Here is a 15,895-nt window from a genome sequence, read left to right as displayed (position 1 = left end):
TTCCCGCCGCCTCGCCGCTGCGGCCGCCTATGGGGCTGTCCCCGTCAAATTAAAAACTGTCTCTCAACCACTGACTCATGCGATGCAGTTTTCCGCCCGTCCCGGTCATCCTGAAACCGGAAAGTCCTTTCGCCGAATGGCTCTCGAAGCTCGCCATCTGCGGATAGATCATCAGTCCGACCGGGGTCGAGAAAGCCGGTCCCTTGGCCGCTTCCGGCAGGCCCGCCACGCCGAGCGGCCGGCCGATGCGCACATTGCGCCCGAGAATGCGGCGCGCCGCTTCCGGCAGGCCGGAGAGCTGGCTGGCGCCGCCGGTCAGCACGACGCGCTTGCCGACGGCATTGCCGTAGCCGGACTTGTTCAGCCGGTCGCGCAGAAGCTCCAGCGTCTCGTCGATGCGGGCGCGGATGATGCGCGTCATCACCGAGCGCGGGATCTGCAGCGGCACGTCGCCTTCCTCGCCGATCGGCTGGATCGAAACGAGGTCGCGGTCGTCGGCGCTGCCGGGCAGCGCCGAACCATGCATCACTTTCAGCCGCTCCGCGGCATCGAGCGAGGTCGACAGGCCCTTGGCCATGTCGAGCGTCACATGGTTGCCGCCGATGGCTATGGCGTCGCCATGGACGAACTTGCCTTCCGAGAACACCGAAATGGTCGTCGTGCCGCCACCCATGTCGATGCAGGCGGCGCCCATTTCGAGTTCGTCGTCGACCAGCGAGGCAAGCCCGCTGGCATAGGGCGTCGCCACCATGCGCTCGACAGACAGATGCGAACGGTTGATGCAAAGCTCCAGATTGCGCATCGGTGCCGCATCGCCCGTCAGCACATGCATGTCGACGCCAAGCGCATCACCGACCATGCCGCGCGGATCGCGCATGCCGCGCTCGGCATCGAGCAAGAAACCGACCGGCAGCGAATGGATCACCTCGCGCTCGGCCCTCAGTGCCTGCTTGGCGCCGGCGGCGAGCACGCGCTTGATGTCGACCTCCTCGACCTCATGGCCGCCGAGATTGATGGTCGCCGAGAAGGCTTCGCTCTTCAGCCGGCCCGCCGTCATGTTGACGATGAGGGAATCGACCGTAAGCCCGGCCATGCGCTCGGCCGCGTCGACGGCCAGGCGAATGGCATGTTCGGCGCGGTCGAGATCGACCACCACGCCCGACTTCACGCCCTGCGATTTCTGATGGCCGATGCCGATCACCTGGATGCGGTGCGAACGCCCGCGCAGCAGCTTGCCGTCCTCGTTCGGCTTGAGCTTCGCCACCACGCAGCAAACCTTGCTGGAGCCGACATCGAGCACCGTGAGCGTGCCCGACCGGCGCGAAGAAGCATCGGCACTGCCGCCAAGCCAGTTCATATCTTTGTCCCCGCCTTGCGCTTGGCCAGGTTCTTCGGCTTGTCGCTGAGCGCTGCTTCGCGCTGCGTCGCGGCTTCCGGCGAAAGCTCCACGACCAGCCGGTCGGGGAGCCGCATGTCGACGGCGGCGATGTCGCGCGTCAAAAGCCCGTTGTCATGGTCGATCTTGACGAGCTCGGCGACCGCCTGGTCCTCGCCGTCTTCCGGCAGCTTGATCGTGATGCCGTTTTCAAGCCTCAAATCCCAGCGCCGCTCGCCGACCCGGATATAGCCTTTGATCCGAGCCGCGAGTGCCGGATAGCGCTTGATCTTCTCGAAAAAGGCCGGCGCCATTGCCGGCGCGCCCGTGCCGATGATCAGCGGCAGCTGCGTCTGCTTACCGCCCGAGAACGGCACGATCACTTCACCCGACCGCTCGATGACCGACACCGAAGCCCCCTGCTGCCAGAGCGCGAAGGCCTCGCGCTCCTCGATGCGAACTTCCAGCGTGTGCGGATAGATCTTGCGCACCGCCGCGCCCTCGACCCAGGGCAGCGTCGCGATGCGCTCGCGCGCCGCTTCGGCATCGAAGCCGATCAGCGAGGTCCAGCCGTCGAGACCGAGCCGGTCGAGCACGTCGATTTCGGACGTCTGGCGGTTGCCGACCACCTTGATCTGGTCGACTGCAAAGCCTGTACGGGCCGTGATGCCCTGCACGATACTGTCGGTGTAGCCGCCGAGATAAGCGCCATAGGCGCTGCTGGACGCGATGAGCGCGGCGGAAAGGATCGCCGCGGAAAAGCGCGGCGCCTCATACTCGCCGCCGCACAGGCGCCCCAGCACCCGCACCGGCCGGCGAAGCTGACGCGGCAACACGAAACGGTCGAATGACAGCGACATGCCGAACAGCGCGAAACCAGCCGCGCCGCCGCCATCACCCTGCCCCCACCTCAACGCAGACACGAAGCGTCCTCCACCATCCAACTCAACAAATCGCCGAACGAGTGCCCCGCTTGCGCGGCAATCTCAGGCACCAGAGACGTCGGCGTCATGCCCGGCTGGGTGTTGACCTCAAGCCAGACAACCTCGCCGTTTTCGGAGTGGCGGTCGTCGTAACGGAAGTCCGACCGGGAGACGCCCCGGCAACCGATGGCAAGATGAGCCTTGAGGGCCAGTGTCTGTATTTTTTGGTAAATATTCGGTGAAATTTTAGCAGGGATTTCGTGTTTTGATCCGCCGGGAACGTATTTTGAATCGTAGTCGTAGAAGGAATGCCCGGTCGGAATGATCTCGCAGACGCCGAGCGCCACATCGCCCATCACCGCGCAGGTCAATTCGCGTCCATGCACGTAGCGCTCGACCATGACGATCTCGCCATATTTCCACTCCGTCGAGCCGATCACCTGCGGCGGATGCGACTGCCCCTCATGCACGATGACGACGCCGAAGCTCGACCCTTCGTTGACCGGCTTGACCACATAGGGCGGCTTCATCGGATGCTTGTTATGGATGGCGAAGCGGTTGACCACCTTGGATTCCGCGACCGGAATGCCGGCCGCCCTGGCGACTTTCTTCGCCTGCTCCTTGTTCATGGCCAGCGCCGATGCGAGCACGCCCGAATGGGTGTAGGGAATTCCGAGATATTCGAGAATTCCCTGGATGGTGCCATCCTCGCCGAACGGGCCGTGCAGCGCATTGAAGGCAACGTCGGGCTTGAGTTCGGCGAGCACAGACCCGACATCGCGCGAAACATCGACGCGGGTGACCTGATAGCCTTCATTCTCGAGCGCATCCGCACATGCCTTCCCCGAGGACAGAGACACGGGCCGCTCCGAGGAGAATCCACCGAGGAGAACAGCCACATGCTTCTTCTTCATTTCCCGTCATCCCCTCTCACGCCGGGCCTGCAACCGATATTCCCGCATCACATTCCCGAGCATTGAGTCCGAGTCTTCCGGCAGGTTGCCCCCCAGACGGAAAACGCGACTGAACGCGCCGAACGACTCAAATCAGGAAACGCTTTAGGGCAGAGAATCAGAGAGTTGATTCGCTGGCAAGTGCCTATGATTCCGAGAGATTCACTTTCCGCGAAAACAGCGGAGAAAAGTGTGTCGTTGAGTCTTTGCAGCAACGGTTGACGTCGCCGCGGAGCGCCGAAGTTCAAGTACTACGTGAACTTCACGAAGCGCTGAGGTGCGTTGAGATTCAGGTCAGGACGAGCCGAAAACGGTGGCATCCGAGAACCGGAGCGGAGCGTACTAAAAGTACGTGAGCACCGGAAGCGCAGGAGGCCGCCGTTTGCAGGCCGGCATCACCTGGATGTCAACGCACCTCAAAGGAGCTGTCCGAGGAACTCCTGCACAGCGTGACCTGGCCTGAAATTGCCGAGGCGCTTGATCTCCCAGTGCAGCCGGATGCCGGATTTCTCGAGCACGCGCGCCCGCACCGTCTCGCCGAGATATTCGAGGTCGTAGCCGGTCGCGGTGCCGGTGTTGATCATGAAGTTGCAATGCATCGGCGACATCTGCGCGCCGCCGATCATCAGCCCGCGGCAGCCGGCCTTGTCGATCTCCTTCCAGGCCGAAGTGCCTTCCGGATTCTTGAAGGTCGAGCCGCCGGTCTTCTCGCGGATCGGCTGCACGGTCTCGCGATGGTTCTGCACGGCGTCCATTGCCGCCTTGATTGCCGCCTTGTCTTCCGGAAACCCTTCGAAAATGGCGGAGGTGAAGATCAGCCCGGTGGGCGCGGACGAATGACGATAGGCGTAGCCCATATCGTCGGTGAGCAACGTGTGGATATTGCCTTTGCGATCCAGCGCAGTCACCTCGACCACGCGCTCCCGCGTCTCGACGCCATTGGCACCCGCATTCATTCGTAGCGCCCCGCCAACGGCGCCGGGAATACCGTGATAGAAATGGAAGCCACCAATCCCGGCCTCATAGGCAACCGCTGCGAGGCGCTTGTCGGGCGTAGCAGCACCCGCCTTGATGCCGATCGACGAAACAACTTCGGCCTCGCCAAAACCCTTGGCCGAGAGCCTGACGACAAAACCCGGAATGCCGCCGTCGCGCACCAGAAGATTCGAGCCGACGCCAACCACCATGACCGGCACCTCTTCCGGCACCGCGCGCAGAAAGGCCGCCAGGTCTTCCTCGTCGGCGGGCTGGAACAGCGCCTCCGCCAGGCCGCCGGCCCGGAACCAGGTGATCTTGTCCATTTCGGCGTTCGGCGTGATGCGGCCGCGCAGGCCGGCAAGCCGGTCGCCAAGCTTGTCGATGAGATCCTGGCCGCGCATCATGAGGGCGTACCACCGAGTTCCTTGGGCAGCGCATAGGCCCATTGCGTGATGTTGCCGGCGCCGAGGAACACGACGAAATCGCCGGGCTTGGCCAGCTCGCGAATGGCCGGCGCGATCGCCGCCGGGCCGTCGATAAAGCGCGCGTCGCGGTGGCCGCCGGAGCGGATGCGCGACACCAGCGCGTCGGAGGTCACGCCTTCGATAGGCTCCTCGCCTGCCGCATAGACCGGCGCCACCATCACCGTGTCGGCGTCGTTGAAGCAGACGGAGAATTCGTTGAAGAGATCGTGCAGGCGGGTGAAGCGATGCGGCTGCGCGATGGCGATCACCCGCCCATTGGTCGCGCTGCGCGCCGCCTTCAGCACCGCCGCGATCTCGACCGGGTGGTGGCCGTAATCGTCGAACACCTCGACACCGTTCCAGGACCCGGTATGGGTAAAGCGTCGCTTGACGCCGGCAAACGACGACAGCCCCTTCTTGATCGCTTCAGCCGACAGGCCAAGCTCGTGCGCGACCGCGATCGCCGCAGTCGCGTTGGACACGTTGTGCCGACCAGGCATCGGCAGCCGCAGCCCCTCGATGATCGAGGTGCCGCGCCCCTTGCGGTCGCGGATCACCACATCGAACTCCGAGGTCGCGCCCTGCATGCGGTGATTGGAGAAGCGCACGTCGGCCTGCGCGTTCTCGCCATAGGTGATGACGCGCCGGTCCTCGATGCGGCCGACCAGCGCCTGCACTTCCGGATGGTCGGTGCACATCACGCCGAAGCCGTAGAACGGCACGTTCTCGACGAACTGGCGGAAAGCTTCGCGCACCTTGTCGAAGCTGCCATAGTGGTCGAGATGCTCGGGATCGATGTTGGTGACGACGGCGATGTCGGCCGGCAGCTTGAGGAACGTGCCGTCGCTCTCGTCGGCTTCGACCACCATCCACTCGCCGTCGCCCATGCGCGCATTGGTGCCGTAAGCGTTGATGATGCCGCCATTGATGACGGTCGGGTCGAGCCCGCCGGCTTCGAGCAGCGTCGCCACCATCGAGGTGGTGGTCGTCTTGCCATGCGTGCCGCCGATGGCGACCGCCTGACGAAAGCGCATCAGCTCGGCCAGCATCTCGGCCCGGCGCACGATCGGCAAAAGCTTTTCGCGCGCGGCCTTTAGCTCAGGGTTGGACTTCTTGATCGCGGTCGAGACGACAACGACTTCGGCCTCGCCGAGATTTTCGGCCCTGTGGCCGACGAAGCATTCGATGCCCTTGTCGCGCAGCCGCTGCACGTTGGCGCCGTCGGCCTGGTCGGAACCTTGCACCTTGTAGCCGAGATTGTGCAGCACCTCGGCGATGCCGCTCATGCCGATGCCGCCGATGCCGATGAAATGCACGAGGCCGATCGTCTGCGGCATCTTCATGCGCGCGTCCTCCTGTAATCTGAGACCGTTTTGCCGGACGCAATAGCCTCTGTCAGATCTGCGAGCAACCGCGCCGCGTCGGGTTTGCCGGCGGAGCGGGCCGCGGCGGCCATGGTCGCCAGCCGGTTCGGATCCTTGATCAGCCCGGCGACCAGCTCGGCAATCCGTTCGGCCGACAGCGTCGACTGCGGATGAAGCTCGGCGCCGCCCGCGGCGGCAAGTGCGGCGGCATTCGCCGCCTGGTCGTGGTCGAGCGCGTGTGGGTAAGGTACCAGCAACGCCGGCCGGCCGATGACGGCGATTTCCGAAACCGTCGAGGCGCCGGAGCGCGACATCACCAGATGCGCCGCCGCCATGCGCGCCGCCATGTCGGTGAAGAAGGGCGAGACCTGGGCGTCGACGCCGAGATCGGCGTAAGCGGCCTTCACCCGCGCCACATCCTCGGCGCGCGCCTGCTGGGTGATCGTCAGCCGCTTGCGCAGGTCTTCCGGCAACAGCGCGATCGCCGCCGGAACGGCATCGGAAAAGAATTGCGCCCCCTGGCTGCCGCCGAACACCAGGAAGCGGAATGGCTCGCCTTCGTTCGATGCCACGTAAGGCGTCTTCGCCGCCTCGCGCACCTGCGGCCTGACCGGATTGCCGGTGGTCACCGTCTTTGCACCTTCCGCGCTTGCACCCTCCGGCAGGAAGCCGCCGGCAATCGCATCGACGCGACTGGCAAGCGCCTTGTTGGCGCGGCCCATGACCGCGTTCTGCTCATGGATCAGCGTCGGCACCCTGCGCCTTGTCGCGGCATAGAGCGGCGGCAGCGTCGGATAGCCGCCGAAGCCGACGACCGCGTCAGGCTTGATCCTGGCGATGACGCGTCCTGCTTCGCGCACGCCTTGCCAGATCTTCCAGAAGGCCGAGGTCACGGCGACCGGATTCTTCGAGCCCAGTGTCGCCGACGGGATCGCGTGGATGTCGGCGGCGGGAAACTGGCCGGAATAGCGCTCGGCGCGACGGTCGGTGGCAAGATGCACCTTCCAGCCGCGTTCGATCAGCTCATGCGCAAGCGCCTCGGCCGGGAACAGATGTCCGCCCGTTCCACCGGCAGCAAGCAGGATGACACCCTTTGCCATCCCGCCTCATTCCGCCGGCGTGGCGCGCTGCGCCAGGACGAAGCCCATCTGCTTGCGCTTTTCCGGCCGCTTGCGTGTCAATGCCAGCACCATGCCCATCGAGACGGCGATGGCGATCTGCGAGGAGCCGCCATAGGAGATGAAGGGTAACGTCATGCCCTTGGCCGGCATCAGTTGCAGGTTGACGCACATGTTGATGGCCGATTGCAGGCCGAACACGGTGACCAGCCCGCCGACGGCGTAGCGGGTGAAGTCGTCATGCTCCTTGAGGGCGATGTTCAAGCCGCGCAGCACGATGAAGGCGAAGATCGACATGATGAAGAAGCACATGATCAGGCCGAACTCCTCGCCCGCGACCGAAAAGACGAAGTCGGCATGGCTGTCCGGGATGACCCGCTTCACCGTGCCCTCGCCCGGACCGACACCGAACCAGCCGCCATTGATCAGCGCTTCGCGCCCCATGTCGACCTGGAAGGTGTCGCCTTCGCCGGTGAGGAACTTGTCGATACGCGCGGCAACATGCGGAAAGACCGTATAGGCGGCAAACAGACCGCTTGCCCCGGTGATGCCGAGAGCCATGATCCACAGCCACGGCAGGCCGGCCATGAAGAACATGACACCCCAGGTGCCCGTCACGAGCATGGTCTGACCGAGATCGGGCTGAGCGACCAGAAGAGAGACCACCAGGACAAGAAGCAGGAGCGCGAACAGATTGCCGGGAATGTCGGGCTGGCGCTTGTGCTCGGCAAAGAGCCAGGCGCAGATGACGACGAAGGCCGGCTTCAGGAACTCGGATGGCTGGATGGAAAGGCCGGCGAGCGACACCCATCGGCGCGCGCCCTTGACCTCGACGCCGATGTAGAGGACCGCCACCATCAGCACCAGCATGATGCAGAGCATCACCAGCGACATGCGCCTTATCTGCCGCGCCTGCAGGAAGGAAACCGCAAGCATGACGATGAGCGCGGGGATGGTGAAGATGATCTGCCTGGTGGCGAAGTGGAAGCTGGTGAGGCCGATGCGCTCGGCGACCGCGGGGCTTGCCGCGAAGGACAGGATGATGCCCAGCCCCATCAGCGACAGGAATGCCGCCAGGAACCAGCGATCGATCGTCCACCACCAGGTTGCGACAGGACTTTTGTCGAGACGGCTTTGCATCAACGTGGCCCTCCGATGGGTTTCACCCCATCAATAGCAGTCGCAGCTTGCCTGAAGGCTTCGCCGCGAACCTCGAAATTCTTGAACTGGTCGAAACTGGCGCAGGCCGGCGATAGCAGCACCACGGCCTCGCCGCCGCTATCGTTTGCCGCGTCGTTGGCGGCGTGCTCGACCGCCGCCGCCAGCGTTCCGGATATTTCGTAGGGCACGGCCTCGCCGAGCGTCGCCGAAAAGGCGGGCGCCGCCTCGCCGATCAGATAGGCCTTGGCGATGCGCGGGAAGAAACCACGCAGCGGCTCGATGCCGCCTTCCTTGGGCAGGCCGCCGGCGATCCAGTAGATGCGGTTGGGGAAGCTCGACAGCGCGGGCGCCGCCGCATCGGCATTGGTCGCTTTGGAATCGTTGACGAACAGCACATGGTCCTTGCGGCCGACCTGTTCCATGCGATGCGCCAGTCCCGGGAAGCTTTCGAGCCCGGCCTGGATCTCACCGAGTTCGAGTCCGACCTTCAGGCAGGCGACGACGGCGGCCAGCGCATTCTGCGCATTGTGCTGGCCGCGCAGCGAGCCAATGCCTTCGAGGAAGGCGACGCGGCTGTAGCGGCCATGCACGGCTTCCATCAGATTTGTGCCGTCGGCGAAATAGCCGTCAGTCAGCGGCAGGCGCTTGGAGATGCGGACGACCTGTCGCCCGGCCCGCTCAAGCCGGTCGGCGATCTGGGCGCCCCAGGAATCGTCGACGCCGACGATCGCCGTGTCCGAGCCGGCGACCAGCCGCTCCTTGATCGAGGCGTAATGCGCCATCGTGCCGTGTCGGTCGAGATGATCGGGCGTGAGGTTGAGCAGGATGCCGGCGGTCGGGTTGATCGAGGGCGCGAGATCGATCTGGTAGGACGAGCACTCGACCACATAGTACCGCTCTGGCTCGGGCGGATCGAGCGTCATGATGGCGCGGCCGATATTGCCGCCCATCTGCGTGTCGCGGCCCGCCGACTTCAGGATGTGCGCCGTCAGCGCCGTCGTCGTCGACTTGCCGTTGGTGCCGGTGATCGCGATGAAGGGTGCTGCCGACGCGCGGTTGATGCGCTCGCGGCAGAACAGCTCGATGTCGCCGATCACCTCGACGCCGGCGCCGCGCGCCAGTTCCACGGTCCAATGAGGCTTCGGATGCGTGAGCGGCACGCCGGGCGACAAGACGAAGGCGGCGAAGTGCTGCCAGTCGGCGGCGCGCAGGTCGCCGGTCGCAATGCCAGCGGCGGCTGCCTTGGCGACACTGTCGGGATTGTCGTCCCAGGCCAGCACCTCGGCGCCGCCCGCGATCAGCGCATGCGCGGTCGCAATCCCCGAACCGCCAAGCCCGAAGAGCGAAACGCGTTTGCCTGAAAAGGAAGCGGCGGGGATCAAACGGGAGCGTCCTATCTGAGCTTGAGGGTGGACAGGCCGACCAGCGCCAGGATGACGGCAATGATCCAGAAGCGGATCACCACCTGGCTTTCGGTCCAGCCGAGCTTTTCGAAATGGTGATGGATCGGCGCCATCAGGAAGACGCGCTTGCCGGTCATCTTGAAGTAGCCGACCTGGATGATGACCGAGAGGATTTCGACCACGAACAGGCCGCCGACGATGACCAGCACGATCTCGTGTTTGGTGGCGACCGCGATGGTGCCGATCAGGCCGCCCATCGCCAGCGAGCCTGTGTCGCCCATGAAGATCGCGGCCGGCGGCGCGTTGAACCAGAGGAAACCGAGGCCGGCGCCGATCACCGCGCCGAGCACGACGGCGAGTTCACCGGTGCCGGGAACGAAGTGGATCTGCAGATATTCCGCGAACACCGCGTTGCCCGAGAGGTAGGCGATGACGCCGAAGGACGCCGCCGCGATCATGATCGGCACGATCGCCAGGCCGTCGAGGCCGTCGGTCAGGTTCACCGCGTTACCAGCGCCGACGATGACGAAGCACGAGAACGGCACGAAGAACCAGCCGAGATTGATCAGGAACTCCTTGGCGAAGGGGAAGGTCAGCGACGATGAGAACGGCGCCTGACCGTTGTGCATGATCACCCACGCCGCAATGGCGGCGACGATGAACTCGATCGCCAGTCTCGCCTTGCCGGAAAAGCCCAGATGCGACTGCTTGGTGACCTTGAGATAATCGTCGTAAAAACCGATCGAGCCGAAGCCGAGGGTGACGAAAAGCACCACCCAGACATAGATGCTGGAAAGGTTCGCCCATAGGAGCGACGAGCCGATGATGCCGGACAGGATCATCAGGCCGCCCATGGTCGGCGTTCCCGCTTTCTTGAAATGGGTCTGCGGGCCGTCGGCGCGGATCGGCTGCCCCTTGCCTTGCCGCAGGCGCAGCGAGTTGATGATCGTCGGCCCGAAGATGAAGACGATCAGCGCCGAGGTGATCAGCGCGCCGCCGGTGCGGAAGGTGATGTAGCGGAAGACGTTGAAGAACGAGATCCGATCCGCGAAATCGACGAGCAGTGTGAACATGGTCTTTCCGTCCCCCGGAGCCCGACCTAGGTCGGTCCAATGTTTGCGGCTTCCGCCGGAAATTTGCCGAGCAACGCCTCGACCAGCTTTGAAAACCCGATGCCTTTCGACGACTTGACCATCACCACGTCGCCGGGCCTGAGCGCCGAGATCACGATCGGCTTCAGCTCATCTGCGCCTGACCGATACTCGGTCTGGACATCGGCGGGCAAAACCTCGGCCAACGCCTGCATTTCCGGGCCGCCGAGAAAGACGTTGCGCGTGCCGGTGCCGACGATCAGTTCGGCAAGTGCGGCGTGCAGCTTTGCCGAATGGCTGCCGAGCTCCAGCATGTCGCCGAGCACGGCGATCCGCCTGCCCTCGCCCGAGACCGGCGTTGCGTTGAGCAGCGCCATGGCCGCCGCCATCGACGCCGGATTGGCGTTGTAGCTCTCGTCGATCAGCGTGATCGACCCGTTTGGATGATGCAGGACATGGCGCCGGCCACGCCCGCGTTCCGCCGCGAGATCGGCAAGTGCGGCGGCCACTTTTTCGAGATCGGCGCCGACAAGCTTTGCGGCTCCCAGCACGGCCAACACATTCTGCACCATGTGACGGCCAGGCGCGCCGATGCGCGCCGCAACGTCCTGCTTGCCGATCTTGGCGGTGATATCGGAATGGTCGGGGTGAAGCTCACAGTTGGCAAGACGGAAGGTCGACCGTGCGTTTTCGCCGAAACCGAAGATATGCTCGACACCGGCTTCCTTCGCCATTTTCTCGAGCAGCTTCCAGCGCTGATCGTCGCGGTTGAGCACAGCCGCGCCGCCGGGCTCCAGGCCCTCGAAAATCTCCGCCTTCGCCTTGGCGATCTCATCGAGATTCTTGAAAAAGCCGAGATGGGCGGCGGCGATAATCGTCACGATGACGACATGCGGCCTGACCATCTTGACCAGCGGCCTGATCTCGTCCGGGTGGTTCATGCCGATCTCGAAGATCGCGTAGTCGCAATCCTGAGGCATGCGGGCGAGCGTCAGCGGCACACCCCAATGATTGTTGAACGACTGCGCCGAAGCATGCACCTTGCCAACGGCCGACAGCACATGGCGCAGCGCTTCCTTGGTGGTCGTCTTGCCGGCCGAGCCAGTGACTGCAATGATCTTCGCCTTCGAGCGCGCGCGGGCCGCAACGCCTAGTTTCTCGAGCGCCGCAAGCACATCCTGAACGACGATCATCGGCGCCGTCAGCCGGCCGAGCGAGGGCAGCTTGCCCTCGGCGACGACCAGCACGGCCGCTCCCGCTTTCACCGCCGCGGTCGCGAAATCATGACCGTCCATCACCTCGCCCTTGATGGCGAAGAAGGCGTTGCCCGGCTCCAGGCTGCGGCTGTCGATCGAAATGCCGGTGATGCCTTGCGGCAGCGAGCCGATCGGCCTGCCTTCCATGGCTTCGACCAGCGCTTCCGACGTCCACGGCAGGCTCATGCGGCGCGCTCCTTCAGCGCTTCGCGCACTTCCTCATGGTCGGAGAAGTGGAAAGTTTCGCTGCCGATGGTCTGGCCTTCCTCGTGCCCCTTGCCGGCGACGATCAGCGTATCGCCGGCGCTAAGCATCGCCACCGCCTCGTGGATTGCCTTGCGGCGGTCGCCGATCTCGACGGCGCCAGGCGCGGCGGCAAGGATCGCAGCGCGGATGGTTTGGGGCACTTCCGAACGCGGATTGTCGTCCGTGACGATGACGATATCGGCAAGCCGGGTCGCGATCTCACCCATGATCGGCCTTTTTCCCCGATCGCGGTCGCCGCCGCAGCCGAACACCACGACGACGCGGCCGGTGGTGAAAGGCCGGACCGAGGTCAGCACGTTTTCCAGGGCGTCCGGCTTGTGCGCGTAGTCGACATAGACCGGAGCGCCGGCGCCGGTGGTGCCGACGAGGTCTAGCCGGCCCGGCGCGCCTTTCAGTTTCTCCAATGCTGCCAAGGCCTTGCCGGCAGGTGCTCCAGTTGCGATCGCAAGGCCGGCCGAGACCAGCGCGTTGGCGATCTGGAAATCGCCGGCCAAAGGCAGGTCGACCTCGTAGAGCTCGCCGTCGGCCTCGACCTCGGCGCGCTGGCGATGGCGCTCATGCTCGACACGCTTCAGCGTCAGGAAATCGCCATGGCGGCCGACGGTCAGCACCTTCAGCCCGGCCGCCTTAGCGGCCTTGATCGTCGGCTCCGACCACGGATCGTCGGCAAAGACGATCGCGGGCGCGCCCTTGGGCAGCAGCGTGTCGAACAGGCGCAGCTTGGCGCGGTGATAATCCTCGACGGTCGGATGGTAGTCCATGTGGTCGCGGCCGAGATTGGTGAAGGCGCCGGCCGCGAGGTTCACGCCGTCGAGGCGGCGCTGGTCGAGACCGTGGCTCGAGGCCTCCATCGAGGCGTGGGTGACGCCGGCATCCGCCAGTTCCCGGAGCAGTTGGTGCAGCGCCACCGGATCGGGCGTCGTCAGCGAGCCGTATTCGTTGCGGCCGGGCGCCACCACGCCGGTCGTGCCGATCGAGGCGGCGGCAAAACCCGCTTGCTCCCAGATCTGGCGGGTGAAAGCCGCGACGGACGTCTTGCCGGCGGTGCCGGTAACGGCGACCATGGTCTGCGGCTGGCGGCCGAAGAAGCGCGCCGCGCTGAGCGCCAGCGCCTGGCGCGGATCGTCGACGGAGATGACCGGGATCGATAGGCCTGAAACTGCCGTGCCCTTGCCGGTGACGATCGCCGCCGCACCGCGGGCGGCGGCATCGGCCGCATAGGTCGAGCCGTCTGCCTTGCTGCCGGCGAGCGCGAAGAAGACCACACCCGGTCTTACCTGGCGGGAATCGGAGGAAAGTCCGGTCACCTCCAGATCGGGGGAAGCTGTTCCCTCGACAGGCAGGACACCGGCTAGATCTTTTAGATGCATTGAGTCCCGTTCACCGCAACAAAATAGCGCGCAGTTGCCGGCGCGCCCCAAGAATCACTGATAGGAAACCAGCGTTGCACCATTTTCATGGCTGAAATCTGGCTTCACGCCAAGCATGGCCGCCGAACGCCTGATGATATTGCCGGCGATAACCCCCGCATTGTTGGCGGCAACGTCCGTCATGCCGGGCTTTTCCGGGTGCGGGGCGTCGGCGATCGTAAACACCAGAAATTGCGGATCGTCCATCGGGAAGGCGGCGACGAAGGTATTGAAGTTCAAGTCCTTCGAGTAGCGGCCGTTGATGACCTTCTCGGCCGTACCGGTCTTGCCGCCGACGCGGTAGCCGGGAACCCTGGCGTTTCTGGCCGAGCCCTTTTCGGCGTTGAGCGTGTAAAGGTAGCGCATGCCTTCGACCGTCTTGTCGCTGACCACTTTCTTGGCCACCGCCATTGCGTCCTGCTCGGTGCGGACAAGGAAGGTCGGCTCGATCAGATAACCCTGCATCAGCGCCGCGCAGCCGACGGCCGCCTGCAGTGGTGTCGTCGACACGCCATGGCCAAAAGCGATGGTGAACGAATTGACCTGTTTCCAGACCTTCGGCTCGGTCGGACGGGCGATCTCCGGCAGTTCGGTCTGCATCTTTTCCAGAATGCCAAGGCGATGCAGGAATTCGCGGTGCCCTTCGATGCCGACCAGCTCTGCCTCCCTGGCCGACCCGATGTTGGACGAATAGAGGAACACCTCCGGCAGCGACAGCACTCGGTTCTTGCCATGGAAGTCATGAATGGCCTGATGGCCGACCCGGATCGGATGCGAAGCGTCGAAGCGGCTGTTCATCGTCGCCTTGCCGGAATCGAGCGCCATGGCCGAGGTGAAGCTCTTGAAGGTCGAGCCCATCTCGTAAAGGCCTGCCGACATACGGTTCAGCCGGTCCTTTTCCTGAGCGTTGTAAGGATTGTTCGGATCGAAATCCGGCACGGAGGCCATGGCCATCACTTCGCCGGTCTTGATGTTCAGCACGACGGCGCCGGCGCCGATGGCGCGGTAGCGCTCCAGGCCGGCGGCGATCTCGTCGCGTACCACATGCTGGACGCGCAGATCGATCGAAAGCCTGACCGGCTTGAGATCCTTGGCCACCGCCAGACCCGACGCCTGCAGGTCGCTCAACCCCTGCTCGTCGATATACTTCTCCATGCCGGAAATGCCCTGGTTGTCGATGTTGGTGAGGCCGACGATGTAGGACGACGTCTCGCCGCTCGGATAGAAGCGGCGCTTTTCAGTGCGGAAGCCGAGGCCGGGGACGCCCAGCGCCATGATGTCGGCCTGCTGCTTAGGCGTCAGCTGGCGCTGCAGCCAGACGAAGCCGGCGCCGCTCTTGAGCTTGCGGTAGGTCTGCTCGTAGTCGATCTCCGGCAACACGGTCGACAATTTCTCGATCGCCTCGTCGGCGTCGACGATGCGGCGCGGCTCGGCAAACAGCGACGCCGTCTTGATGTCGGTCGCCAGCACCTCGCCGTTGCGGTCGACGATATCCGGACGCGACGCCGTCACCCGGTTCTCCGGGCCGCCCGAAAGATCCGGATTCTGCATGCCGAGATAGACGAGCCTGCCGGCAATCGTCGAATAGATGGTGAAGAACACCGCCATCGTCATGACGATGCGTGTCTTGGCTTTGCCACCGGTCGCCTTGCGGGCGGCGTCGACGACGATCGAGCCGTCCTCGGCTGCTTTGTTGCGGCGCTTCAACAGGTTGCCGATCCTTGGAAGCCTGCCGATCATTGCACGGTGCTCCCGGTGACGACCGGATCCTTGTCGTCCGAAGGCTCCTTGCCGGAGTTGTCGGCCATCCCCCCAAGCGGCTGCGAGGACAGATCCTCGATTGTCAACGGCTTCACCGGAATGTCGTCGAGGCCGCCGATCTGGTGCGCGTTGACGGGTTCCAGCCCGAGCTGGCTCTTATAGACGTCGGCAAGCTTCTGCAGCCGCGACGGCTGGGTGAGCAGGCTCCAGTCGGCCTTGAGGAGATCGATCGTTTCCTCCTCATAGTGGATCTGCGCCTGGATCTTCTGCACCGCCGCCAGTTGCTCTTCGGCTTCGCGCTTGGTCTTGTAGGTCAGGGCCGCGGCCGAGACCATGACGGCGATCAGGACTATGTCGCTGGTACGAAACACG

Annotated in this window: 13 protein-coding genes; all 13 read right to left on the bottom strand. The window is 64.5% G+C overall.

Going from position 1 to position 15,895, the window contains the following annotated elements; all coding sequences use genetic code 11:
* Window positions 1–49 precede the first annotated feature (49 nt).
* The 13 genes from ftsA to ftsL all read right to left on the bottom strand — a co-directional run bounded on the left by ftsA (window position 50) and on the right by ftsL (window position 15,894).
* A complete protein-coding gene (gene ftsA, locus DPM33_RS23950; RefSeq protein WP_112099881.1) occupies window positions 50–1,357 on the bottom strand; it encodes a cell division protein FtsA in 1,308 nt (435 codons plus the stop codon).
* Window positions 1,354–2,298, bottom strand: a complete 945-nt coding sequence (locus DPM33_RS23945; protein ID WP_112099880.1) for a cell division protein FtsQ/DivIB — start codon at window positions 2,296–2,298, stop codon at window positions 1,354–1,356. The genes ftsA and DPM33_RS23945 overlap by 4 nt, the downstream gene beginning before the upstream one ends.
* Entirely contained in the window at window positions 2,286–3,212 is a 927-nt protein-coding gene (locus DPM33_RS23940) for a D-alanine--D-alanine ligase (protein WP_112099879.1), read from the bottom strand. Before DPM33_RS23940 ends, DPM33_RS23945 begins: the two co-directional genes overlap by 13 nt.
* 455 nt (window positions 3,213–3,667) lie before the next feature.
* Entirely contained in the window at window positions 3,668–4,633 is a 966-nt protein-coding gene (gene murB / locus DPM33_RS23935) for a UDP-N-acetylmuramate dehydrogenase (protein WP_112099878.1), read from the bottom strand.
* Complete coding sequence (gene murC, locus DPM33_RS23930; RefSeq protein WP_112099877.1) at window positions 4,630–6,036, bottom strand: UDP-N-acetylmuramate--L-alanine ligase; 1,407 nt, start codon at window positions 6,034–6,036, stop codon at window positions 4,630–4,632. Before murC ends, murB begins: the two co-directional genes overlap by 4 nt.
* Window positions 6,033–7,157, bottom strand: coding sequence for an undecaprenyldiphospho-muramoylpentapeptide beta-N-acetylglucosaminyltransferase (gene murG / locus DPM33_RS23925; RefSeq protein WP_112099876.1), 1,125 nt, complete (start codon window positions 7,155–7,157; stop codon window positions 6,033–6,035). Before murG ends, murC begins: the two co-directional genes overlap by 4 nt.
* A 6-nt stretch (window positions 7,158–7,163) precedes the next feature.
* Window positions 7,164–8,315 (bottom strand): putative lipid II flippase FtsW, encoded by a 1,152-nt coding sequence (gene ftsW / locus DPM33_RS23920; protein ID WP_112099875.1) that lies wholly within the window; start codon window positions 8,313–8,315, stop codon window positions 7,164–7,166.
* A complete protein-coding gene (gene murD / locus DPM33_RS23915) occupies window positions 8,315–9,718 on the bottom strand; it encodes a UDP-N-acetylmuramoyl-L-alanine--D-glutamate ligase (protein ID WP_112099874.1) in 1,404 nt (467 codons plus the stop codon). The genes ftsW and murD overlap by 1 nt, the downstream gene beginning before the upstream one ends.
* An 11-nt stretch (window positions 9,719–9,729) precedes the next feature.
* Window positions 9,730–10,812, bottom strand: coding sequence for a phospho-N-acetylmuramoyl-pentapeptide-transferase (mraY, locus tag DPM33_RS23910; RefSeq protein ID WP_112099873.1), 1,083 nt, complete (start codon window positions 10,810–10,812; stop codon window positions 9,730–9,732).
* Window positions 10,813–10,838: 26 nt separating this feature from the next.
* On the bottom strand, window positions 10,839–12,272 hold the full coding sequence (locus DPM33_RS23905) for a UDP-N-acetylmuramoylalanyl-D-glutamyl-2,6-diaminopimelate--D-alanyl-D-alanine ligase (protein WP_112099872.1): 1,434 nt from the start codon (window positions 12,270–12,272) through the stop codon (window positions 10,839–10,841).
* The gene (locus DPM33_RS23900) at window positions 12,269–13,723 is read right to left on the bottom strand and encodes a UDP-N-acetylmuramoyl-L-alanyl-D-glutamate--2,6-diaminopimelate ligase (RefSeq protein WP_112099871.1); all 1,455 of its coding nucleotides are present in this window, start codon (window positions 13,721–13,723) and stop codon (window positions 12,269–12,271) included. The genes DPM33_RS23905 and DPM33_RS23900 overlap by 4 nt, the downstream gene beginning before the upstream one ends.
* 54 nt (window positions 13,724–13,777) lie before the next feature.
* The gene (locus tag DPM33_RS23895) at window positions 13,778–15,502 is read right to left on the bottom strand and encodes a peptidoglycan D,D-transpeptidase FtsI family protein (protein WP_112099870.1); all 1,725 of its coding nucleotides are present in this window, start codon (window positions 15,500–15,502) and stop codon (window positions 13,778–13,780) included.
* Entirely contained in the window at window positions 15,499–15,894 is a 396-nt protein-coding gene (gene ftsL, locus DPM33_RS23890; RefSeq protein WP_112099869.1) for a cell division protein FtsL, read from the bottom strand. The genes DPM33_RS23895 and ftsL overlap by 4 nt, the downstream gene beginning before the upstream one ends.
* Between the last annotated feature and the right edge of the window lies 1 nt (window position 15,895).

Origin of the sequence: Mesorhizobium hawassense, assembly GCF_003289945.1 — a bacterium.
Classification (GTDB): domain Bacteria; phylum Pseudomonadota; class Alphaproteobacteria; order Rhizobiales; family Rhizobiaceae; genus Mesorhizobium; species Mesorhizobium hawassense.
The sequence above is the reverse complement of the archived record's forward strand: the minus strand, read 5'-3'. Positions and strand labels throughout refer to the sequence as shown.

Excerpts from the sequence above, each read along its gene's own strand:
- ftsA (WP_112099881.1), bottom strand. The coding sequence starts at position 1,357 with ATGAACTGGCTTGGCGGCAGTGCCGATGCTTCTTCGCGCCGGTCGGGC.
- DPM33_RS23940 (WP_112099879.1), bottom strand. The coding sequence starts at position 3,212 with ATGAAGAAGAAGCATGTGGCTGTTCTCCTCGGTGGATTCTCCTCGGAG.
- murB (WP_112099878.1), bottom strand. The coding sequence starts at position 4,633 with ATGATGCGCGGCCAGGATCTCATCGACAAGCTTGGCGACCGGCTTGCC.
- murC (WP_112099877.1), bottom strand. The coding sequence starts at position 6,036 with ATGAAGATGCCGCAGACGATCGGCCTCGTGCATTTCATCGGCATCGGC.
- murG (WP_112099876.1), bottom strand. The coding sequence starts at position 7,157 with ATGGCAAAGGGTGTCATCCTGCTTGCTGCCGGTGGAACGGGCGGACAT.
- ftsW (WP_112099875.1), bottom strand. The coding sequence starts at position 8,315 with ATGCAAAGCCGTCTCGACAAAAGTCCTGTCGCAACCTGGTGGTGGACG.
- mraY (WP_112099873.1), bottom strand. The coding sequence starts at position 10,812 with ATGTTCACACTGCTCGTCGATTTCGCGGATCGGATCTCGTTCTTCAAC.
- DPM33_RS23905 (WP_112099872.1), bottom strand. The coding sequence starts at position 12,272 with ATGAGCCTGCCGTGGACGTCGGAAGCGCTGGTCGAAGCCATGGAAGGC.
- DPM33_RS23900 (WP_112099871.1), bottom strand. The coding sequence starts at position 13,723 with ATGCATCTAAAAGATCTAGCCGGTGTCCTGCCTGTCGAGGGAACAGCT.
- DPM33_RS23895 (WP_112099870.1), bottom strand. The coding sequence starts at position 15,502 with ATGATCGGCAGGCTTCCAAGGATCGGCAACCTGTTGAAGCGCCGCAAC.